This window comes from Runella sp., from assembly GCF_027484545.1.
GTDB lineage: Bacteria > Bacteroidota > Bacteroidia > Cytophagales > Spirosomataceae > Runella.
Genome location: NZ_JAIXST010000323.1, coordinates 14,903 through 35,423, shown reverse-complemented (window position 1 = coordinate 35,423; position 20,521 = coordinate 14,903). Strand labels below are relative to the sequence as shown.

At 44.9% G+C, this 20,521-nt stretch carries 20 protein-coding genes; 6 read left to right on the top strand and 14 right to left on the bottom strand.

Annotated features, from left to right (window positions below; translation table 11 throughout):
• From Q0081_RS29080 to Q0081_RS29055, 6 genes are all read right to left on the bottom strand, one after another.
• A partial coding sequence (locus tag Q0081_RS29080; protein ID WP_298361769.1) for a DEAD/DEAH box helicase family protein occupies positions 1-727 on the bottom strand: 727 nt, incomplete at its 3' end.
• A gap of 134 nt (positions 728-861) precedes the next feature.
• Entirely contained in the window at positions 862-2,538 is a 1,677-nt protein-coding gene (locus Q0081_RS29075; RefSeq protein ID WP_298361766.1) for a tetratricopeptide repeat protein, read from the bottom strand.
• A gap of 576 nt (positions 2,539-3,114) precedes the next feature.
• Positions 3,115-5,685, bottom strand: a complete 2,571-nt coding sequence (locus Q0081_RS29070; protein WP_298361763.1) for a GH116 family glycosyl-hydrolase — start codon at positions 5,683-5,685, stop codon at positions 3,115-3,117.
• 133 nt (positions 5,686-5,818) lie between these two features.
• Positions 5,819-6,955: a DUF6786 family protein gene (locus Q0081_RS29065; RefSeq protein WP_298361761.1), complete on the bottom strand. Its 1,137-nt coding sequence runs from the start codon at positions 6,953-6,955 to the stop codon at positions 5,819-5,821.
• Between the two features lie 113 nt (positions 6,956-7,068).
• The gene (locus Q0081_RS29060) at positions 7,069-7,329 is read right to left on the bottom strand and encodes a hypothetical protein (protein WP_298361759.1); all 261 of its coding nucleotides are present in this window, start codon (positions 7,327-7,329) and stop codon (positions 7,069-7,071) included.
• Complete coding sequence (locus Q0081_RS29055) at positions 7,308-8,216, bottom strand: DUF4932 domain-containing protein (protein ID WP_298361756.1); 909 nt, start codon at positions 8,214-8,216, stop codon at positions 7,308-7,310. Before Q0081_RS29055 ends, Q0081_RS29060 begins: the two co-directional genes overlap by 22 nt.
• A 165-nt stretch (positions 8,217-8,381) precedes the next feature.
• Here Q0081_RS29055 and recA point away from each other — a divergent pair, with 165 nt between their 5' ends.
• Entirely contained in the window at positions 8,382-9,440 is a 1,059-nt protein-coding gene (gene recA, locus Q0081_RS29050; RefSeq protein WP_298361753.1) for a recombinase RecA, read from the top strand.
• A gap of 96 nt (positions 9,441-9,536) precedes the next feature.
• Here recA and Q0081_RS29045 read toward each other — a convergent pair whose 3' ends face one another.
• Complete coding sequence (locus tag Q0081_RS29045) at positions 9,537-10,676, bottom strand: acyl-CoA dehydrogenase family protein (RefSeq protein WP_298361750.1); 1,140 nt, start codon at positions 10,674-10,676, stop codon at positions 9,537-9,539.
• A 380-nt stretch (positions 10,677-11,056) separates the two neighbouring features.
• On the opposite strand from Q0081_RS29045, the gene Q0081_RS29040 reads away from it, so the two are divergent.
• Together Q0081_RS29040 and Q0081_RS29035 are read left to right on the top strand one after the other, a co-directional pair.
• Complete coding sequence (locus tag Q0081_RS29040; RefSeq protein ID WP_298361747.1) at positions 11,057-12,373, top strand: UDP-glucose/GDP-mannose dehydrogenase family protein; 1,317 nt, start codon at positions 11,057-11,059, stop codon at positions 12,371-12,373.
• 92 nt (positions 12,374-12,465) lie between these two features.
• Positions 12,466-13,437 carry a UDP-glucuronic acid decarboxylase family protein gene (locus Q0081_RS29035; RefSeq protein WP_298361744.1) on the top strand — a complete coding sequence of 324 codons (972 nt, stop codon included), beginning with the start codon at positions 12,466-12,468 and terminating at the stop codon, positions 13,435-13,437.
• Between the two features lie 45 nt (positions 13,438-13,482).
• Here the strand turns inward: Q0081_RS29035 and Q0081_RS29030 are convergent, their stop codons facing one another.
• From Q0081_RS29030 to Q0081_RS29015, 4 genes are read right to left on the bottom strand one after another with little or no spacing between them, the layout of a single operon-like run.
• Positions 13,483-14,457: a helix-hairpin-helix domain-containing protein gene (locus tag Q0081_RS29030; RefSeq protein ID WP_298361741.1), complete on the bottom strand. Its 975-nt coding sequence runs from the start codon at positions 14,455-14,457 to the stop codon at positions 13,483-13,485.
• 4 nt (positions 14,458-14,461) lie between these two features.
• Positions 14,462-14,863: a PIN domain-containing protein gene (locus Q0081_RS29025; protein WP_298361738.1), complete on the bottom strand. Its 402-nt coding sequence runs from the start codon at positions 14,861-14,863 to the stop codon at positions 14,462-14,464.
• Positions 14,844-15,053 carry a type II toxin-antitoxin system VapB family antitoxin gene (locus tag Q0081_RS29020; RefSeq protein WP_298361735.1) on the bottom strand — a complete coding sequence of 70 codons (210 nt, stop codon included), beginning with the start codon at positions 15,051-15,053 and terminating at the stop codon, positions 14,844-14,846. The genes Q0081_RS29025 and Q0081_RS29020 overlap by 20 nt, the downstream gene beginning before the upstream one ends.
• Positions 15,054-15,096: 43 nt before the next feature.
• Positions 15,097-16,905 carry an SWIM zinc finger domain-containing protein gene (locus Q0081_RS29015; protein ID WP_298361732.1) on the bottom strand — a complete coding sequence of 603 codons (1,809 nt, stop codon included), beginning with the start codon at positions 16,903-16,905 and terminating at the stop codon, positions 15,097-15,099.
• A gap of 162 nt (positions 16,906-17,067) precedes the next feature.
• Here Q0081_RS29015 and Q0081_RS29010 point away from each other — a divergent pair, with 162 nt between their 5' ends.
• Positions 17,068-18,567 (top strand): glycine--tRNA ligase, encoded by a 1,500-nt coding sequence (locus tag Q0081_RS29010; RefSeq protein WP_298361729.1) that lies wholly within the window; start codon positions 17,068-17,070, stop codon positions 18,565-18,567.
• 82 nt (positions 18,568-18,649) lie between these two features.
• Here the strand turns inward: Q0081_RS29010 and Q0081_RS29005 are convergent, their stop codons facing one another.
• Positions 18,650-19,366, bottom strand: a complete 717-nt coding sequence (locus tag Q0081_RS29005) for a hypothetical protein (RefSeq protein WP_298361726.1) — start codon at positions 19,364-19,366, stop codon at positions 18,650-18,652.
• The gene (locus Q0081_RS29000; RefSeq protein WP_298361723.1) at positions 19,363-19,701 is read right to left on the bottom strand and encodes a PadR family transcriptional regulator; all 339 of its coding nucleotides are present in this window, start codon (positions 19,699-19,701) and stop codon (positions 19,363-19,365) included. Before Q0081_RS29000 ends, Q0081_RS29005 begins: the two co-directional genes overlap by 4 nt.
• Positions 19,702-19,821: 120 nt before the next feature.
• On the opposite strand from Q0081_RS29000, the gene Q0081_RS28995 reads away from it, so the two are divergent.
• Together Q0081_RS28995 and Q0081_RS28990 are read left to right on the top strand one after the other, a co-directional pair.
• Positions 19,822-20,010, top strand: coding sequence for a hypothetical protein (locus Q0081_RS28995; protein WP_298361720.1), 189 nt, complete (start codon positions 19,822-19,824; stop codon positions 20,008-20,010).
• 12 nt (positions 20,011-20,022) lie between these two features.
• A complete protein-coding gene (locus tag Q0081_RS28990; protein WP_298361717.1) occupies positions 20,023-20,328 on the top strand; it encodes a Uma2 family endonuclease in 306 nt (101 codons plus the stop codon).
• Between the two features lie 64 nt (positions 20,329-20,392).
• Here Q0081_RS28990 and Q0081_RS28985 read toward each other — a convergent pair whose 3' ends face one another.
• Entirely contained in the window at positions 20,393-20,518 is a 126-nt protein-coding gene (locus tag Q0081_RS28985; protein WP_298361714.1) for a hypothetical protein, read from the bottom strand.
• Positions 20,519-20,521 lie beyond the last annotated feature (3 nt).

Genomic DNA, 20,521 nt, shown 5'->3' with positions numbered 1-20,521 from the left:
TTTCGCCTTGTTTGGGCCAGCGTGGTTCGTTGGGCAAATGCTCTTTGAATGCTTCCAAAGTTTGGTCACGAAGTGCAATTCTGTCCACAAGGAATAAAACTCTTTCTGCCCAACCTGCTCTCATTAGTGCGTCAACCAAAGCAATGCAAGTTCTTGTCTTGCCCGTTCCTGTCGCCATAACCAACAAAAATTTGCGTTTTCGTTTTTCGATGGCTTCCATCACAGCACGAATAGAGGCAACTTGATAATTACGGCCTGCAATTTTGGTATTGATGAGTTCACCTGCTAATGGTTTCCTCGCTTTGCGAATATAGGCATAACGTTCAAGGTCGTCACGAGTCGGAAAGCCATAGACTTTCTTTGGTGGGTAATTGTCTAAGTCCCAAAAGAAAATGTCGTGTCCGTTGGTGTAAAAGCAGAAAGAAAGTTCACCACCATGTTGTTTTTGAATATTGTGACAATATTGTTTGGCTTGTTCTCGTCCGATTGCAGCATCAATTGATGTTTTTTTTGCTTCCACAACGGCAAGCGGTTTACCGTCCTTGCCCAATAAAACATAGTCGCTGTATTGGTGTCCGGCGTAGGGAGTTGCTGCTTCCTGAACAAGATTTTTATCCACAATTATATTGTATTCCTCAACCACCTGAGTTCGGTCAATAACATTCCAGCCCGCTTGTTTTAAGCGGTTGTCAATGATTTCTTTCCTTGTCAGTTTTTCGTTTTTCACTTTTATATTCTACAATTTATAGTTGGTTAAAATACTTATAAATCCGTTTTAAAGTCGGAATGCGCTGTCCGTGCGTTGGCAAAAAATGGCTCATTCAGTTGGGTTTTTGGGTAAAACCAACTTGTATTATTTCTTTATTGGTTACTTGGTTTGTGTATCGACAAAGCCATTTTATACTCCTCATCATAAGGCAGTTGCAATTGCGATAGCATCTCGGGCATAGCTAACGCCCAACTGACATAGTAATAGGCGAGTATGTGATACCCGGAAAATGTTTTACCTGAAATTGAACTGATTCTATAATCGGCTTTTTCGGTGCTGAAGCCCTGTGTGCCTTGCGTAGCGATCTCAAAAGCCACCTTTTGTATGGCTTCCTGCGGCATTTCGGCAAAGTGTTTCAGGGCCTCCGCCATGTACATCATCACGGCCGAGTTTAACTTAATATTCGCTTGTGACTTTTGGAATTTCTCCATTTCCCTTTGTTTGTAAGGGTCGTTGGAGTCTAAATCGTAGGGGTCTTTTTCAATGGCATCGAGCAGATTATCAAAGTCGAGTCGTTTGCTGCGGTATTGTAGTTCATCCACCAACTCAAAATTTTGGTTGAGTTGCAAATCTTCCGCCCAGTTCATTATTAACTCATATTCTTCGGCGGGTTCTTTATCGGTTTTGTATTGCAGATATTCCTCATAAAAACTTTGTGCCTGTTTCAGTTCGGCGGTGCTTGCCTGAAAATCTTTGATAAAATCAATGCCAAACAAAGCCTTGTATTGCAGGGCAATGACGAGGGTATAGATCTTGCTTTTTGAAAGCACCTCTTTGGGCGAAAGTTCAAGCGTTTTTTTATCGGTTGTGGCCTTTAAACCTTCTTGAATCAAGGCATTGAGCGATAAAAATTGGGCAGGTCGTAAGGCAGGATAGGTCTGATAAAGAAAATCTTCGATGAATAAATCAATGGGCGTATTATAAATTTGAAGATTCAGCCCATTAAAAATTCTGTCAGAATAGTTGGCAATTCTATCCGCTGAAATGCCCATTTTCTGAAATTTTTGAAGAATCGGCTCAATCTTTTTGATAAAAGCCGTCTTATGTTGCTGATTGGCAATAAAAAGTTGGTTGAGTCCTGCTTTTCGGGCATCAATCACAAACGCCAAATGCACCAATTCGTGCATAATTAAATGCTCAATCGCAGGATATTTTGGCTTGTATTTTACGGTATGTTTGGGCCGGTCGTAATTTTCAGCAAACTCAATTTTTGCTGCCGTCGGAATAGCCGTATCTTCAACAATATCTATTTCGGTGCCACCCGCAAATTCGAGTTGATGGCGATATTCAATAAATAGTTGCCTGTTCGGCTCTGATTCAACGATATTTTTGGCAAAATCAAAGGCTCGTCTGACCGAGTTTTCGTAGAGAATATCTTTGTTTTTATTGAGTTTAATGGCTTCAACGGTCGCTTCAAAAGCACGATAAATATCATTCTCTTTTTCGGCAATCATGCCCAAACCAAAATGAACATTCGGAAAATTTGGGTTGATTTTAAGGGCTTCGTTGAAGTATTTTTTTGCTTTTTCGAGGCTATTTTCTTGCAGCAGCAAATAACCGATATTGGTCAGACTGATGAAATCACGCACATTGGCAAGCAGTGCTTGGTCATAATATTTCATTGCCGTGGGAATATCATCTTTGAATTTTGCAAAGATGTTGCCCATCATAAGTAGCGCCCAACCGTTTTTGGGGTCCCAACGGAGCGCATCAATTAAACAATTGATTGCTTCGTCTTGGTCTCCTTCATCAGACAGTATTTGCCCCATAATTCGGTGGTATTCCGAATTTGTTGGTTTTTTTTCAATGAGAATTTTTAGGATTGGTTTTGCCTCGGAGTATTTTCCCTTTTCACAAAGGGCAATGGTCTTTTTGTAGTCGGCTTCCTGTGAGAGAATGCTTGGGGTATCAATTTCTATTTTTACCCAATTAGTATCAATGGTTACTTTTGGCTTGTAGGGTCCGTAAGTGTAAAAATTTGTTAACTCATTGATAATCAGTATATTACTACCCCCCCCCCGTTAGTTCAGGGAAAATGGTAAATAGAAAGTCGTCTATTTTGTGAATGATCTGCATTTAAATTAATTCTTGATTTTGTTAATGCTTTTTGCTCTTTTGGGAAGGTTGGCGGTGAAAAAACACCACCAACGGCATAAATATAGGACAAACCCGAATAGGCGGTGAAAAATTCACTCTTTTATTCGATTATTATGCCGCAGTTGGTCTTATGACCGACTGCTCTCTTGGGAAAGTTGGTGGTGAAAAAACACTGCACGGGCACGGTCCCGCTCGGGCGGCCCCGGCCGCTGCGGGCCCCGCACCAACGGCATAAAACACATTGCCCTCTACCGCACAAACCCCACCTTCTCCCCAACCTTCAAAACTGTATTCGTCGCCAATTCATGTACTTTTTTATTGCCAATCTGTACGGTTTGAACGGGTAGTTGCCCGTGCAAAACGGTGAGGGTAGTTTTGAGTTGGGTGCCCTGTTTTTGCTTCGTACAGGTTCCCCACGCGTAGCCGTTGGACCAGAAAAACGTGCCGGGTTGGTCGTTGAAATGAAGGGTTTTTTCTACGCCTGAGTACTGGAAACCGCTCAGGGCCAAGGTAGAAGCCCAGCTGATCATGGCGCGGGCGTAGTGGTGGCCGCATTCGGCTTCGTCAAAGGGGCTACGCTTGGCCCCGTCGTAGCGATAGCGGATGTTTTGGATGCATTGGAGGCCATCGTCGGTCATGTTTTCGTAGAGCATGCCGATGGCGGCGGTGTATTCAAAACCCGTCATCACTTCGGCAAAATACGGGAACGGCACCGTGGGGCGGCCTTTGGGCCAACTTGCCATGAGCAACGCGGGCTCGTCGGCCAGGGCGTAGGAGCGCATGTTGTTAAAATGCTCCGTCAGCGTGGCGCGGTAGTTGTATTTCAAAATGGATTTCAGCGAGGTCTGCACGTTTTGCGGTTTCACCAAATAGCCCAAACCGCACACGTGCGCCATGAATTGCCCCACCAATTGGTCCACCAAACAGCCTTTGGCCAACTGAAACGGCGGAAAATCGCCCTTGATGCTGTTCCAACCCGACATCGTGCCCTTCGCGAACTTGCGTCCTACGGGCGAGATCACCTGTTGCTCGTAATATTCACCGTTGAACAACTGTTGGTCGGCCCACGTGCTGCCGCTTTGAAACAGGGTTTTGCATTGCTGCGCAAAAGCGGCATCGTGCATGGCTTCGGCCATTTTCTCGGCGGCTTTCAACGCCCCCAAATACCAAATTTGCATTTGCGGATTGGGCCCGAAATATTCCACGTCCATGGTGTTGTGCTGCGCCCCGTCCATGACGCCGTCGAGGTTGCCGTCCCAGCCGTCGGGCACCCACGCAAAGGCCAACGCGCGCTTAATCTTTGGCCAGTTTTTTTGTAGAAAAGCCGTATTGCCCGACAGTTGCCAATCGCGGTAAAACTTCATGATGGTGCCCATTTGCCCGTCGGCGGCGGCCATGCCGTTGCCCGCGCCTTTATTTAGCGGCAGGCCCACCCGGAACTGCATGATGCCCGAGGTGCTGTCGAGGGCGTAGTTAAACTCCACGTCACGCATGGTTTGGGCCAGATCACCGAATAAAAAGGCCGTGGCCTGTTCGTAGTTCCAAACGTGCGTACACGAACCCGCGCAGGAGCCTTCACTATCCATGACGCCCTCCCAACCAAACATGCGACCGTCTTCGGTGCGGAAAACCGTTTGCGAGCGCAACGTACTGAGATTGAACAGCGCCGCTTCTTTGACGGCTTCGGGATAATCGCTTTTTAGGAAACTATTGACAAAGAGCAATGTCTCATTTTCAAGTTGGGGTAATTGCGGAACGGCCTTTTCGGCTACGTCCCAGGCGTCGGCGTAGCGAGTGGTGTAGTAGTTGCCCACGCGCTCTTTCGACCACGCAAAGCGGTTGGGAAAATGCCACGTGATAAAGAACGTAAACGACTCGGTTTGTTTGGGTTGAATCGTTTTCTTTACCGCCAACGACGCCATCGGGTCTTCATCGGCGAAGGTGGTTTTTTCGGTCAGTTTTCCGTCGTCCGTAAAATCATCCCAAAAATCCAGCAACGCATTTTCCCAGGCGTTGGGCACAGACGATGTGCGGTAGCTGACGTCTCCAACGGCGTTGGTACTCAGGGCAATCGTTCCCCACGCGGGGTCGGCTTTGTCCACTCCGTCGGAATACATGAAAATGCCCTGACCTGCTTTTCCTTGTCGAAATTGATTTTTATTCTGCTTTGCACCCGACGGATTGAACTCTCCTTTCCACGATTTGGAGCCTTTGGAACCGTCTTTCCCCACAAAATTTCGCATTGAACCCGCGACCGAAACCGTCAGCGGTTGGTTGGAGGTGTTGGTCACTTGGTACGTCAAAGTCGCCATCGGAAGGCCGCTGCGCTCGGCATCGCCGGGAATGAGGGGGTTGAAGGCTTTGATCTGAACGGTAACGGGCATTTTTTCGTCCGACAAATTCACCTGTCCAAACGGATACGCAGCGTCAAAACTCGCTTTGGCAAAACGCGGCAGACCGTGATGGTCCACGGGACGCCCTTCCATGTGTTGGTACTCATGCGTTTCGAGCGGGCCGATGAGGGCTTTGGCTTGCGCCTTTTCCGTCGGTTTTTTGACGTAAATGGCGAAGAATGGCGCCATATTGCCCGGCAAGGTCGTACTGAATCCTTTGCCCGGACGGTTCATAATTTCCCAATCCTGCAACTGCCCGCGTCCACCCAATGACACCGTGCCCGTTCCGATACCGCCGATGGGCATGGCAATGCGCGTGAGGTGTTGTTGGTCGTAATGTTTCAGTATGGGCCACTTTTGCGGTTTCCAAGGCGATTGGGCGAGGGCTTGAGTAGCGATGCAGAGGAGGAAAAGGAGTTTTTTCATTTTGGGTTCATTTTTTTATTATACCACGGAGCGGTCCGCCGCAGCGGTTTCACAGAGTCCGGCACAGAGTTACACGGAGTTGCTCTCTGTGAGACTCTGTGTATCAACTCGGTGGAACTCTGTGGTTAAAAAATCAATGCTTTGCGATTTCTTCCAAACTCACGCCCAGCATTCTCCTTGCCACTGCATTCAGCGCTGTTTTATCGCCTTCAAAGTGATAGGTGCGGCTGCGGTGGGTGAGGGTTTCGCCTTTTTTGAGGGCTTTGGCGGGAGAGGAAGATTCCAGTTCGTAGAACGGACCCATTTGAGTGCCGTCTTCTACCGGGCCGTCGTTGTAAGAGTTGGCAGCGTCGCCTTTGAAGGGTTCTTTCTGGATTTCCCACATCGAGTTGACGTAGTCGCCGGTGGGGTCTAAATCGTAGGTCACGATCGTTAATACCCCTTTTTCGGAATCATAACTTCCCATCGCAGGCTTCGCAATGCTCGGCGGAAGGCCGATCTTGCTGCGGTGTTTGCCGTCGGCTTTGAAGTACAACACGCTGTCTTCGATGATGAGGCGCTCGGCGGGGACTTTGCCGAAATAACTGTCGTTGATTTTGCTTTTATGATCAGCGCCGCCTTTAAAAGGAATCACAATTGTTGTTTGGGGAGTAGGATTAAACATCCCCAAAATCCAGATGGAAAGCAATCCCGTTTCTTTTTTCCAGTCGGGGCCTTGATTGGTGATTTTACTCACGGTTTCGTAGGCCACCGTTTTTACGTCTTTGAGCGGGAAATTGATGGCCGTTTCCACTTCCACTTTGCTGAGCGCTTCCACGCTGCGGTCAATGACAATGTCGAATTTGGTGCCTGAATAATTGGTCAGCGAAGCGGTTTTACGAAATGCTGCTTTGGATTTATCGGAAGAAACCACCTCAAACGGCTCGGAATCAATGACGGCGGGTACCTGCCAATCGTCGAATACGAATTGTTTACCTTGTTGAAAATAAATGGAAAACTGTCCGCCTTCGGGACCTATCCAGAAGCGGTCTTCGCCGCCGAAGGCACTCATGTGAGGCGTGAATTTACCCGATTCGAGCAGTTTATAATTCAACCAGCCGTAGCTGTTGCCGGAAGTACCGTTGGCCGTAGAGGTCATGACGCGGCCTTGCAAGGTACCAATGACGGCTACTTGGGCAGAGTCGTCGTCAGGGGCAGTAAGGACGAGTGGTTTTTGGTATTTTTTTAAGAATTCGAGGTCAGCCCCGAAAGAGTTTGAAGCGGAAGACATAGTTTCGTTTTTGGAAGAGGAACAACTCATACATACCATACCCATTATCAAAGTGACTATGGAGAGATTCAGAAAAGAGGATTTAGGGGTTGGAAACATAGCGCAGGGTAGGTTTAAGGTTGATTTTTGAGCCATTCGATGATGGCGGGGTACAGGTCAGCTGCTGTTTGGTTGGCAGTGCGATTTTTGTAGCAAGTTAGCACAAATTGGTTGAACTCTTTGAACCGATGAAAACCGCGCCCGTTCGCCATAAAATCTTCTTCCTTTTTGTTGATTTTTTCAAAATCTTCGGCGCTGAAATTATCGTAAGCGTAGAGGCTGAAAACGGCCCAGGTCATGTATTCGTTGAAGGTCAAATAGGCCGATTCGTACATGCCTTTATTCCCCGTTTTGGTTTGATTCCATTTTTTCCAATCGGGCATGGCCGCTTCTGCTTGCGGTAGGTGTCCGTGACCGGATTGACGTAGTTGTGGTCTATTTCAGTAAAAACCATCCGCGACCAAGCCCCTTCTTTTTCTGCCTCCGAGCGCGTGTCGGGAAGGTCGTTGGGGGCGGTGACAAACATGAGGGTTTGTTGAAAGCCATTATTGGCTACCCGAAACGTAAAATGAAAGCCGCCGTCCATGGCAGTCAGGTAGATTTTATAGCTGTCATAACGCGTTGGAAACTGACTTTCGGCCCATTTCCACATTTTTTGCATGGGCATATACAGTTCCGCACGGGCAATTTGTCGTTGGTAGTAGTCTTTATGTTGGGCATAAAAAGCCCTAAAATTTGATTTTTCGACGAAATCACGGAGCAAGGCGGGGCGGTCGGCAAGCCCCAGCGTGAGGGCGTTGATAGGGAATTTAATTCGGTAGACTCCGTTGTTAATGAGGTTATCTTCAGAAGTAAAGCTACGCATGATGGCGTCTTTGCGGAATTGGACGTAGTTATAACTGCCCAATTTGGTCATCTTTTTTGCCACATACATGACCATTGGATGGTCTTTGAAGGGGGAAAAATGGGTTTTTACGGCCTGAACATAAGGGTCTTTGTCGTTCAGCACATTTCGATAGCCCGTAAGTGCCACCAGAATGGCACTTAATTCGTAACTTTCGGGCATTTCGATGGTGGCTTGTTGGCGATTTTGGCCTTGATATTCGGCCGAAAAACGGGCTTTGGGAATGAGCGGATTGCCGCAGGAAGTACACAAAAAACCAAATAAAAAGACTGCGATAAGGAATTTTGAAGCCAAAAACGCTTTTTGTTGGATAGACATTTGAGAAAAATTTATTGGAGTTTCGCTTTGCCATTTTTTACTAAAAAAAGTGTAAAAAATGGTAGGTTTAAGGGGCAATTTTACCCATTTTTCTTTGGGAAAACTAAATAAAAATTGTAATTTTACGTTGAAAGAATCCTCTTGTTTTATTTTCAAAAATCAACCATGGCAGACAACAAAGAACAAAAATTTAAAGCCCTGCAAACAACGCTGGAGAAGCTGGACAAAGCCTACGGAAAAGGCACTGTAATGCGTCTCAGTGACAAAAAAGTAATGGACGTAGAAGTCATTTCAACTGGTTCGGTTGGTTTGGACTTAGCGTTAGGAATTGGCGGAATACCGCGCGGTCGTGTCGTAGAAATCTACGGCCCTGAATCTTCAGGAAAGACCACTCTTGCCATGCACTGCATTGCTGAAGCACAGAAAGCCGGCGGTTTGGCGGCCTTCATTGATGCTGAGCACGCTTTTGATCGCAGTTATGCCCAAAAATTAGGGATTGACACTCAAAACCTCCTTATTTCACAGCCTGATAACGGAGAACAAGCCCTCGAAATCGCCGAACATTTGATTTCGTCGGGTGCGATTGACATTATTGTCATTGACTCTGTGGCGGCTCTGGTTCCCAAAGCCGAAATCGAAGGTGAAATGGGAGACAGCAAAATGGGTTTACAAGCCCGTTTGATGTCGCAGGCCTTACGTAAATTAACGGGTGTTATCAACCGTACCAACTGCTGCTGTATCTTTATCAACCAATTACGCGATAAAATCGGCGTGATGTTTGGAAGCCCGGAAACAACGACGGGTGGTAACGCTCTCAAGTACTACGCTTCGGTACGTTTGGATATACGTCGTATTGGACAAATCAAAGAAAGCGCTGATAATATCACCGGTAACCGTACGAAGGTAAAAGTGGTAAAAAACAAATTGGCACCACCGTTCAAAGTGATTGAATTTGACATCATGTACGGCGAAGGTATCTCCAAAGTGGGCGAAATCATTGACTTGGCCGTAGAACTGGAAATTGTCAAAAAATCGGGTTCATGGTTTAGCTACGGAGGCAATCGCCTTTCGCAGGGCCGTGATGCCGTGAAGCAATTGTTGAAAGACAATCCGGAACTCACCGAAGAACTCGAAGCTAAAATCCGCGCCAAAGTTAACGAAGATGAAAACGCGCTGGTAGATACGCTGGAACCAAACGTGGTTGATGACGGAAAACCTGAGTAATCGGTAAGTTTACAGTCAACGGTTTACAAGTTTACAGTAAAAATAAACTCTTTTTCTTGCCCGTCAGTCGGAATCAAACCGACCGACGGGTATTTTTTATTTCAATATCTCCCTCGAAATCACCAGTTTTTGAATCTCACTGGTTCCTTCACCGATGGTGCAAAGTTTGCAGTCACGGTAAAATTTTTCTACCGGAAAATCTTTCGTAAATCCGTAGCCGCCAAATATTTGTACCGCTTCGTTGGCTACTCGCACCGATACCTCGGAGGCGTAATATTTGGCCGTTGCACTTTGTAAGGTCACTTTTTCACCCCGGTCCTTGCGGTCGGCAGCATCGTAAACGAGTAATTTAGCGGCCTCAATTTCGGTGTGCATATCGGCCAATTTGAAGGCAATTCCCTGAAACTGGGAAATAGCTTTGCCAAACTGATGACGTTCTTTGGAATACGCCAATGCAGCTTCATACGCACCGATTGCCGTTCCCAAACTCAAAGCAGCAATCGAGATACGACCTCCATCCAATACTTTCAGGGATTGTACAAAGCCTTCGCCTACTTCGCCCAACACCTGACTTTCGTGCACCCGACAGTCCTGAAAGATCATTTCGGCAGTTTCTGAGGCCCTCATACCGAGTTTATCTTCTTTTTTCCCTGCCAATAGTCCTTCAGTTCCTCGCTCAATTATGAAAGCAGTGGCGCCGCGTTTGTCGCCCGGTGCTCCTGTGCGTGCTATGACTACCGCCACATTGCCGCTTTTGCCGTGGGTTATAAAATTTTTGGTACCGTTCAAAACCCAACAGTTACCCTCTTTTACAGCTACGGTTCGCATATTTCCCGCGTCTGAACCCGTGTTGGGTTCGGTGAGCCCCCAGGCACCTATCCACTCGCCGCTTGCCAGTTTCGGTAAATATTTTTGTTTCTGTTCTTCGTTGCCAAACATCAATAGGTGATTGGTACAAAGGGAGTTATGAGCCGCCATTGATAAGCCAATGGAAGGATCCACTTTGCTGAGTTCCACAATCGCCGTCACGTACTCGCGGTAGCCCAATTCGGCTCCGCCGTAACTTTCCGGAACCAATATTCCCATGACCCCGAGCTCTCCTAATTTGTGAAATACGTCGGCAGGAAAATGCTGGCTTTCGTCCCAGATACGAACATGAGGTCGGATGTTTCTTTCGGCAAAATCACGTACGGATTGGGCAATTAATTCTTGGTTTTCTACAATTTGGACGGCCATAGTGTTGATGAATCTGAGTGGCAGTAAGGGACTCTTTTTTATCAATTTACAATTACTCAACGATTGTGCCAACAACTTCTTATCAAACGGTTTAGGAGGAAGATAAATGAGTGGATGAGTATTTTTTTAAAGGGGGGCTTATTTGTGCTAAAAACGTTAGTTAGACAAACAAAATTCGTTGCAAAAGCAATTTTAAAGGGGATAGTTTTTTGGTATAAACGCGCGATTTTGCCGTAAAATCAATAGGGTTTATACAAATTTGCGTTACTTTGAAAGGGATTGAAGAAAATCTTCTAATTTTGAGGCCGTTTTGTTGTCCTCAAAAAAATACAATTTTTGTTAGACTCAAACAGAATAACTAATCACCAAAGCATTACTATATGAAAATCGCTGTAGTAGGAACCGGATACGTAGGACTCGTGACAGGTACGTGTTTTGCAGAAACCGGTGTACAAGTATCGTGTGTTGATATTGACATTAAAAAAGTTGAAAAACTTAACAACGGAGTAGTTCCGATTTATGAACCAGGCTTAGAAGCGCTTTTTCACCGAAATGTAGCAGAGGGGCGCCTGAAATTTACGACTGACTTAGCAGAAGGTATTAAAGGAGCATCGGTTATCTTTTTGGCCCTGCCAACGCCTCCGGGCGAAGACGGTTCGGCAGATTTGAAATATATTTTGAAAGTGGCCGACGATTTGGGACAAATCATGACCGAATACGCTGTCCTTGTAGATAAAAGTACAGTACCTGTGGGAACGGCGGAGAAAGTATACGCTGCCGTTGCTAAAAATGCCAAAGTTGAATTTGATGTAGTTTCCAATCCTGAGTTTTTGCGGGAAGGGGTTGCTGTAGAGGACTTTATGAAGCCTGACCGAGTTGTGGTAGGAACAAAGTCTGACAGAGCTAAGAAAGTGATGGAAAAACTGTACGCGCCGTTGGTTCGTCAGGGGAATCCGGTGATTTTTATGGATGAGCGCTCGGCAGAAATGACCAAATACGCCGCAAACTCGTTTTTAGCGATGAAAATCACGTTCATGAACGAGATCGCCAACCTTTGCGAATTGGCAGGAGCGGATGTGGATAATGTTCGTAAAGGTATTGGTACCGATAGCCGCATCGGAAAACGTTTCCTGTTTGCAGGAATTGGGTACGGCGGTAGCTGTTTCCCCAAAGATGTACAGGCATTGGCCAAGACTTCGCAGGAATATAATTATGATTTCAAAGTGTTGAAATCAGTAATGGAAGTGAACGAAGCCCAAAAAACCAGAATGATTCCGCTGCTGAAAAAACACTTCAACGGTGATTTGAAAGGGAAAACGATTGCTGTTTGGGGCTTATCTTTCAAACCTTACACCGATGATATTCGTGAGGCCCCGGCGTTGGAAAATATTGCAATTTTGCTTGAAGAAGGTGCCAAGGTAATCGCTTACGATCCGGAAGGAATGGAAAATGTGCGAAACTACGTACTAGGCAATAAAATCACGTACGCACATACGCCTTATGCAGCTTTGGATGACGCTGATGCATTGATGATTTTTACGGAATGGCCGCAATTCCGTACACCTGAATTTGAAAAAATGACTTTGTTGATGAAAAGTAAGGTGATTTTTGACGGTCGAAACGTGTACGAATTGGACCAAATGAGAGAATTGGGGTATACGTATTATTCAATTGGCAGAGAAACCGTAAAAAGCTAAATAGAACACAGATTGAACGGATTAAAACAGATTTTATCCGTGTGAATCCGTTCAATCCGTGTCACCCGTGTTCCATTTTTTAAATTATTAATATGAAAAGAGTTCTCATTACCGGCGCGGCAGGATTTTTGGGGTCGCACTTATGCGATAGATTTATTGCTGAAGGATTTTATGTGATTGCGATGGATAACCTTGTTACGGGCGACCTCCGCAATATTGAACACCTGCGTTCAAATCCTAATTTCGAATTTCTTCACCATGATGTTTCAAAACACATTGTGATTGACGGAGATTTGCATTACATCCTCAATTTTGCTTCTCCCGCCAGCCCAATAGATTATTTAAAAATCCCGATTCAAACCTTAAAGGTAGGTTCGCTTGGAACGCACAATTGCCTTGGATTAGCGAAAGCAAAAGGTGCCCGGATTTTGGTCGCTTCTACTTCGGAAGTGTATGGTGACCCCCTCGTTCACCCACAAACGGAAGATTATTGGGGACACGTCAATCCGGTAGGTTTGCGCGGTTGCTACGACGAAGCCAAGCGCTTTCAGGAAGCCATTACGATGGCGTATCACCGTCACCACGGCGTAGAAACGCGTATCGTGCGTATCTTTAACACCTACGGCCCTCGGATGCGCCTAAACGACGGACGGGTATTGCCGGCATTTATCGGACAGGCGTTGCGCGGCGAAGATTTGACGGTGTTCGGGGATGGTTCGCAGACGCGCTCTTTCTGCTACGTGAGTGACCTTGTGGAAGGAATTTATCGGTTGTTGATGAGCGATTATGCCATGCCGGTCAACGTAGGAAATCCTGCCGAAATCACCATCGGTCAGTTTGCCGAAGAAATCATTAAATTGACAGGTACTACTCAAAAAGTAATCTATAAACCACTTCCTCAGGACGACCCAAAACAACGTCAGCCGGACATTACGATGGCGAAGCAGATTTTGGGTTGGGAACCTAAAGTATCGCGTGAAGAAGGGTTAAAAATTACGTACGACTACTTCAAGAATTTACCGGAAGACAGATTGTACGAAGAGACAAATCACCGGGAGTTTTAGACTATTTTAAACCTATAAGGTCTTCAAGACCTTATGGGTTTGACTTCAAAATGCCAGATAAGGGGCAATTTTATTGACTAACTTCTCGTCTAAAATCTTAATATTCAGCAAGTCCTGTGCGGTTTTGTAGGCCCCGTGTTGCTCACGGTAACGCACAATGATTTCAGACTGACGTTTGGATAAATAGGGGTGGCGGTCAAGTTCTTCTGGAGAAACCGTATTGATACTGATTTTATGAACCGTTGTTCGGATTTGAGCAAAATGATTTAACTCGCTTAACGCCAACGAATCCAGTCCAAAAACTTCAGAATACTGCGTCGTAGAGGCAAATCCTCCCAATCCATCCCGAAACTTCACGATCCGTGCCGCCAATTTGCTGCCAATGCCTTTTAAACGAATCAGTTGAGTCGTATCGGCCGTGTTGATGTCGAACGTAGTAACGACGGGTTTTGTATAGGCAGGCTTCACAGGAGTCGGAGGCAAAGAGGTGTTAGCTGTAGGTTGAGTGGGTGAAATACTGGCAACTGCCTGTTTTTCAGGGATGTTGATATATGGCTCAAGCCGCTCGTAGAGTGAGGCTTGGAGGCCGTATATTTTCTGTAAATCTTCTTTTTTGCGAAATTGCCCGCCTTTGGAGCGGTACTTTATAATCCGTGCGGCGATAAATTTTGGCATTCCCAGTTCCTGAAACTGTTCTGATGAAGCTAAGTTAGGGTCAAAGTAGAACAACGATAGTGGACGTTCGGGGTTATCAACTTCTTTTGAAGGATACGTTCTCTCGTAGGATTTGCCGTAAACAGGCTTTTCTGGTTGTATTTTTTCTAAAATTGCCAGCAAGCTATCGGCAGTACGGGCGTCACTTTGTGAGACTGTTTTGGGAGTTTGGTTGAAAAATCGGTCATACGCCAAGGGACCAAACCAACACAGCATCATAAGCACCGCCAATGCTAAAAATCCCCTTGCCTGACTGCGGGAAAGGCCAAATTCATCACGGATTACGAATAAAAGACGTTGAAACATATCGTTACGATTTCCAAATTTTTAAGTCAGTATAAGCGGCAATGTGGTCAAAATCAACATCGTTGTGACACAACTCAACGTTGAAATGAATGGCATATGCAGCTATGAGGCAATCATTGGGCTTGCGAATAGTGACGCCTTTTTTGCGGAGGGCACGGTAGAGTCGGGCGGCCGCAACTGCAACCTCTGTAGCCTCTAATTGCAGTATTCTCAGGGCTTTGAAATCTTCTTTTAATGCTTCAAAATCAGCATCTTCTCGGATTCCCTGCAATACTTCCTGAATAATGACGGGACAGACACACACCAGATTGTCCTGTAAGTCCTCATCCAACTGATTGGTTAGAGCAGAGGCCACATTCTTTCGGAAATCTACCCAAGCGGAGGTGTCATATAAGCGGTACTTCATAGGTTCTCATTTCATCTAAATCCCCATCCCAACCTTTGCCGCGCATTTGGCGTAAACGTTGTCGCCGCATGGTATTGATAAGTTCTTCCAAGGCAGTATCAATAATTTCCTTTTTTGTCTTCAGACTCGAATTCAGTTGCCGTATGGCAGCAATTTTGCTTTCGTCAATTTCTATGTTCGTTCTCATCATCTTTTCGTTATTACACACAAAAATAGCGAAATTATACACATTGTCAAAACCCTACTTCTTTCAATAAACTCAGGAATTGGTACTTGCGTTTGTTTGCAATACGGATGTGATTGACTTGATTTTCAGCCAGTTCTTTTCCTTCGGCGCTGAGATTACTCAGTGTGACCAAAATAGCTACGATAGCGCGGTAGTTGTCCATCGAAGAGGCATCGTCGATCCATTTTCGGATGTTGTTTTTGTAGAGACTGTACAGCTGTTCCGGAAAGGCTTGGGCGAGATGTTTGCCATAGATGCCATAGCTGTCAAAGGTTTTTTGAGAAGAAAGCAAATCCCAAAGTTCCTGCCAACGCTTATCAAAAACCAGCAAATTGGCTGTTTTGACGGGAAAGGGCTTGGGAATATCGCGGAATCCAAAATAACCGTATTGCTGCAACTCATTGATTTGCTTCAACGTAGCTTTTTTAAATTCCGCAAACAACGTATTCCATTGTTCCGTCGTACACAGTTGTTTCAGCGTGGGCAAAATGGAAATCCGCTCGTAGCCGGTTATGGCAAATTGCAACCGAAGTGTATTGATTTGTCCCAGTACATCTTTTTGTAATTGACACACATTCAGCAAGGTTTCAAACCAAAATTTGTTGACCGATGCTCCTTCGGAAAGCAGACTTTTGTCGCTCAAAAACTTCTCCAACACTTTTCGAGCTTCGGGGTAGTCTTTTGTGCTGATGCAATACTCTACGTATTCTTTCCGAAATTGATCAATGTGCTGGAAACGAGCCAGTAAAGTAGGAATTTTGTCGGTCTGTTTTTGAACTTCATACAACTTACGTTTCAGGATAACCAGTTCAGATTCGAGCGTGGATTCGTACGATGAAGAAGAATACGACCAAAACGTTCTGTTTTCTTCTGAATTAATACTGGGTTGTTTCAAGACTTTATCCAAAAATTGAACATACGCCAAATGCAAATCCGGATAACGATTAAATAACCTCAACAAATCAAACGTTAAGTTTCTGAAATGGTTATAGTAAAACGACATAGCGGGTTCCAACACCTCAAACAGTTCATCAGCAAGGACTTTCTGAAACTCAAACGGCGCTTTTTCTATCAATTTGGTGAGTTCGGAATATGTATTTTGAATAATTTGATTCACTACGCCATTGCTGTCGCTGAGGCGCTCACTTTGCTGCGTCAGTGTTTCGATGATGGCCAACAGAATAGGAGAGGCATCTTTGAGATTTCCTTTTTGGAGTGAATCCTGCGCTTTTTTCCACAATTGCTCGGCGGCGGGCAGAAATCGCTTCGTATCTTTCACGTTAAGCGAGCCCGAACGCTTTACGTTGGAAAGGCTCGTACGCAAGACATCGGCGTAATATTTGCGGTTGTTGTTCTCCGATTTTTCCGAAAAATGTACCAACAGCATATTCTTAAACTCTTTTTGAGTGGATGCAGCTTTTTGTACAAATTCCCGGAGTTCGGCCAAAGACACTTCTTCTAAAATCTGACTTACCGAATCCGTCTTTTTTTTGACTTTTACTTCTTTCTCTTTCTTGGTTTTGGTTTGTTTTTTCTCGTATTGAGGCAGGATTTGACGAAGTTTCAGCAGGGTAGCCACTTGGTGTTGGCAATGCTCGCTTTCGGTCGGACAGTCGCAGAAATGATCTAAAATGTTACGTTCGTCATCCAACAGGATTTCCACATTGAACGTTTCCTTGTCCTGTACTTCGGCTGTCCACTCGTTTTCTTTGGTATTTGAAATGGATTTTACTGCCTCGTTTTTAAAGAGCCGTTCCCCTGCTTTGACCAGATTGGCGGGAATCATTTTTTGAAAATCAGTAATCGTAAAGGCCATTGGGAAGAAAAAAGTTTGGTAAAAGTAGAAAAAACCAGTCTTTTCAAACAACATCACATAAACTTAAAATCAGGTACACCACCAAGATTACCCCGCAAATTTTCTAATTTTGCCCCTCATTCATTCATTCATTCACTAATTGATAATTCACTAATTGAAAATATGAGTCAAGCTCCAGCTACCTCTTTACAAGACATTGTGTCGCACGCCAAAGAATACGGATTTGTGTTTCCTTCTTCCGAAATTTATGACGGTTTGCAAGCGGTTTATGACTACGGTCAAAACGGCGTTGAATTAAAAAACAATCTCAAAAATATCTGGTGGAAAGCCATGACGCAGCTTAACGACAACCGCAGCGGCGGACCGATTGTCGGAATAGATGCCGCAATTTTCATGCATCCGCTTACGTGGAAGGCGTCGGGCCACATTGATGGTTTTAACGACCCGATGATTGACAACAAAGATTCCAAAAAACGCTACCGCGCCGACCAATTATTAGAAGGAAAAGCAGAGCAATATGCCGCCGAAGGAAAGGCTGAAAAAGCACAGGAATTGCTGAATGAAATGGGGCGTTTGTTGGGAAATAACGAACTCGAAGCTGTTCGTGAACTCATCATTGCTGAAGGCATCAAATGCCCAATTTCCGGAACGACTAACTGGACGGAAGTGCGTCAGTTTAACCTGATGTTCAGTACTCAGGTGGGTTCCGTGGCCGAAGATTCAACTGTGATTTATCTGCGTCCCGAAACGGCACAGGGGATTTTTGTTAACTTCCTGAACGTACAAAAGTCAGGTCGGATGAAAATTCCTTTTGGAATTGCGCAAATCGGGAAAGCATTTCGTAATGAGATAGTGGCACGTCAGTTTACGTTTCGGATGCGGGAGTTTGAACAAATGGAAATGCAATTTTTTGTGCGTCCGGGTACTGAAATGGAATGGTACGAAAAATGGCGTGATACGCGTCTGAAATTCCACCAAGCCGTGGGTTTGCCTGCCGAAAAATTGAAGTTTCACATTCACGAAAAATTGGCTCACTACGCCAATGCTGCTGTGGATATTGAGTATCAGTTTCCGTTTGGTTTTCGCGAAATCGAAGGAATTCACTCGCGTACCGATTTTGACTTGAAAAGCCACCAAGAACTTTCTAAAAAGAAACAACAATACTTCGACAACGACCTCGACGAAAACGGCAAGCCTTTCGGTAACTATATTCCGTACGTGGTAGAAACGTCGGTGGGTGCTGACCGTTTGTTTTTGGCGGTTTTTTGTCAGGCGTTTACCAAAGAAACGGTAGGCGAAGGCGATTCTCAAAAAGAGCGTACGGTATTGAAATTGCACCCGGCTTTGGCCCCTTTCAAAGCGGCGATTTTTCCGTTGGTGAAAAAAGACGGTTTGCCCGAAAAGGCGGAAGAAATTGTCAAAGCACTCAGAGGTGAGTTTCGCGTGTTTTACGAAGAGCGTGATGCGATTGGCAAGCGTTACACGCGTCAGGATTTGATTGGTACGCCGTTCTGTATTGCCGTAGATTATCAAACATTAGAAGACAACACCGTCACCATTCGTCACCGCGACAGCATGGAGCAGGAGCGCGTACACATCAGCGAATTGAAAGCTAAAATCGGCTATGCTGTGTCGGAGCAGCGGATTTTGGAGTTGATATAGTTTTTTCTCAACCACAGAGAAGCGGAGAACCACAGATAATTGATTTTCTCTCTGTGTTCCTCCCTTACTCTGTGGTTATTTTTTACACCCTATTTGCTTTAAACCGTTCGCGGTAGAGTTGATAAAAACTGAGGGAATAGGCGATGTAAAAGCAGGTGAAAGCAGCAACGAGTGATAGAGGTCCTTGTTTGAGAATGCTATAATTATCGCTAAAAGGAACTCGAAAGACCATCTGCCCTATTCCCAGAATGAATGTAAGCCTTAGATTTATCGCATGGCCTTTCAATGAAATAAAGAATCTTCTCCGACGGGAAATATAAAGCCACAAAGCGTAAATAAATTGGGGTAAAACCAGAAAAATGGGAGCAAATACACAAATAGCAATAACCCATTTAAAATATTGACGTGGAACAAGATACGCAAACTGAAATGTAAGCAATCCTACCAAGAGCGATGTTACAATTGTAGGCCAACGAAAGTAATTTTTCATGATTTGCCAATGCTTCTTGGAGATTTCTTCTGTTAAATTGTCTTGATATTCATCTTGCAGTTTTACTAATCCAAATTTAGGTTTCCCTCCGCTATCATAGCGGTCCCACACACTCAAAGGGCGTTTATAGTTTATAAAGTCAGTATGCACCTCTTCAAACGCCTCTCCAAAAGTCTGCCCATGACCTATTCGGTCTTCAATGGCCAAGATATAATGGTCCAGCAATTCTTCATATAAGTCTTGGTATTTAATACCGCCTTCGATTATTTCTTTGCTAATAAGGTCTACTTGTTCGGTTGTTAGCTTCATCCGAGTGAAGGTTTTAGGTTTAGGATTTTTTGGAGGTTAGAGACAAAATCAGCCAATTCAGAAACGGCACTTTGGGCTTGTTGATGACCGGTTTCGGTGAGTTTGTAATATTTTCGATTACGCCCGTCTACCAACGAATTTTCGGTAGAAAGTACGCCTTCCGCTTCCAATTTGTGTAAAGTTGGGTAAAGTGCCCCTTCGGTAAGTTGAAGCTCGCCCGCCGTGATTTCGCGTACTTTTTGCGTGATTTCGTAGCCGTACATGCGTTTGTTGTCCTGCAAAAGTTGCAGCACGATGGCACTTAGGCAGCCTTTGAGGTAGGTTTGTTGTTGCATACTGCAAATATACATGACATTTCTATATGCCAAATTTTCTTATGTATTAAATTTGTTTGTTTTTTTTAACTTTGTCAAAGTTATAAACCGAGGCGCGTAGCCTTTGACAAAGTTGATTTTATGACTGCACTTCCTAAAAAATACTACACGCCCGAAGAATATTTGGAATTGGAAGAAAAGGCGTCTTATAAAAGCGAATACTTCGATGGTCAAATCTACCCCCTGGGCGATTTTGAAGGAGATACCTCCGAAGCAATGGCGGGGGCAAAGCCGGCGCATAATGCGATAAGAGAAAATTTGTCTATTTAAATTGGAGCTTTTTTGAAAAAAAAATCGTGCCGCTCTTATTCAAGCGACCAACGGGTTTTTATTCCTTCCAATGGGCTTTATAGTTACCCTGATGTAGTGGTGGTTTGTGGGAAACCTGAATTCTCCGACACACAAACCGGCAGTTTGACTAACCCTGTCTTGCTGATTGAAGTGCTTTCACAAAGTACGGCCAACTACGACAAAGGTGAGAAATTTGAACTTTACCGTGATATTCCGACGTTTAGAGAATATCTTTTAATAGACTCGCGCAGAACTTTGGCGAAAAAGTACCGAGGGAATTTGGTCGTTAGTCTTTGAAGGAAAATCATTGGATTTGACCGTGCGTTTAGAAACGATTGGGGCAGAATTACTGCTCCGTGACTTATACGTCAATACCGAGGATTTGCCGGAAACCGTTTTTAGAATCAGATAACCACAAAAATAAAAAGCATGAAAAAGGATTGAAAGATACACCCAAAGCGTCTTTCGGTCCTTTTTCTTTTTTCATTCC

Bases quoted from the DNA above. Each gene is read 5' to 3' on its own strand.
- Q0081_RS29025 (WP_298361738.1), bottom strand. From the start codon at position 14,863: ATGAAGTACCGCTTATATGACACCTCCGCTTGGGTAGATTTCCGAAAG.
- Q0081_RS29040 (WP_298361747.1), top strand. From the start codon at position 11,057: ATGAAAATCGCTGTAGTAGGAACCGGATACGTAGGACTCGTGACAGGT.
- recA (WP_298361753.1), top strand. From the start codon at position 8,382: ATGGCAGACAACAAAGAACAAAAATTTAAAGCCCTGCAAACAACGCTG.
- Q0081_RS29055 (WP_298361756.1), bottom strand. From the start codon at position 8,216: ATGTCTATCCAACAAAAAGCGTTTTTGGCTTCAAAATTCCTTATCGCA.
- Q0081_RS29010 (WP_298361729.1), top strand. From the start codon at position 17,068: ATGAGTCAAGCTCCAGCTACCTCTTTACAAGACATTGTGTCGCACGCC.
- Q0081_RS29065 (WP_298361761.1), bottom strand. From the start codon at position 6,955: ATGTCTTCCGCTTCAAACTCTTTCGGGGCTGACCTCGAATTCTTAAAA.
- Q0081_RS28985 (WP_298361714.1), bottom strand. From the start codon at position 20,518: ATGAAAAAAGAAAAAGGACCGAAAGACGCTTTGGGTGTATCTTTCAAT.
- Q0081_RS29075 (WP_298361766.1), bottom strand. From the start codon at position 2,538: ATGGGGCAAATACTGTCTGATGAAGGAGACCAAGACGAAGCAATCAAT.
- Q0081_RS29045 (WP_298361750.1), bottom strand. From the start codon at position 10,676: ATGGCCGTCCAAATTGTAGAAAACCAAGAATTAATTGCCCAATCCGTA.
- Q0081_RS29070 (WP_298361763.1), bottom strand. From the start codon at position 5,685: ATGAAAAAACTCCTTTTCCTCCTCTGCATCGCTACTCAAGCCCTCGCC.
- Q0081_RS29000 (WP_298361723.1), bottom strand. From the start codon at position 19,701: ATGCAACAACAAACCTACCTCAAAGGCTGCCTAAGTGCCATCGTGCTG.
- Q0081_RS29035 (WP_298361744.1), top strand. From the start codon at position 12,466: ATGAAAAGAGTTCTCATTACCGGCGCGGCAGGATTTTTGGGGTCGCAC.
- Q0081_RS29030 (WP_298361741.1), bottom strand. From the start codon at position 14,457: ATGTTTCAACGTCTTTTATTCGTAATCCGTGATGAATTTGGCCTTTCC.
- Q0081_RS29015 (WP_298361732.1), bottom strand. From the start codon at position 16,905: ATGGCCTTTACGATTACTGATTTTCAAAAAATGATTCCCGCCAATCTG.
- Q0081_RS29020 (WP_298361735.1), bottom strand. From the start codon at position 15,053: ATGATGAGAACGAACATAGAAATTGACGAAAGCAAAATTGCTGCCATA.
- Q0081_RS29005 (WP_298361726.1), bottom strand. From the start codon at position 19,366: ATGAAGCTAACAACCGAACAAGTAGACCTTATTAGCAAAGAAATAATC.
- Q0081_RS28995 (WP_298361720.1), top strand. From the start codon at position 19,822: ATGACTGCACTTCCTAAAAAATACTACACGCCCGAAGAATATTTGGAA.
- Q0081_RS29060 (WP_298361759.1), bottom strand. From the start codon at position 7,329: ATGTACGAATCGGCCTATTTGACCTTCAACGAATACATGACCTGGGCC.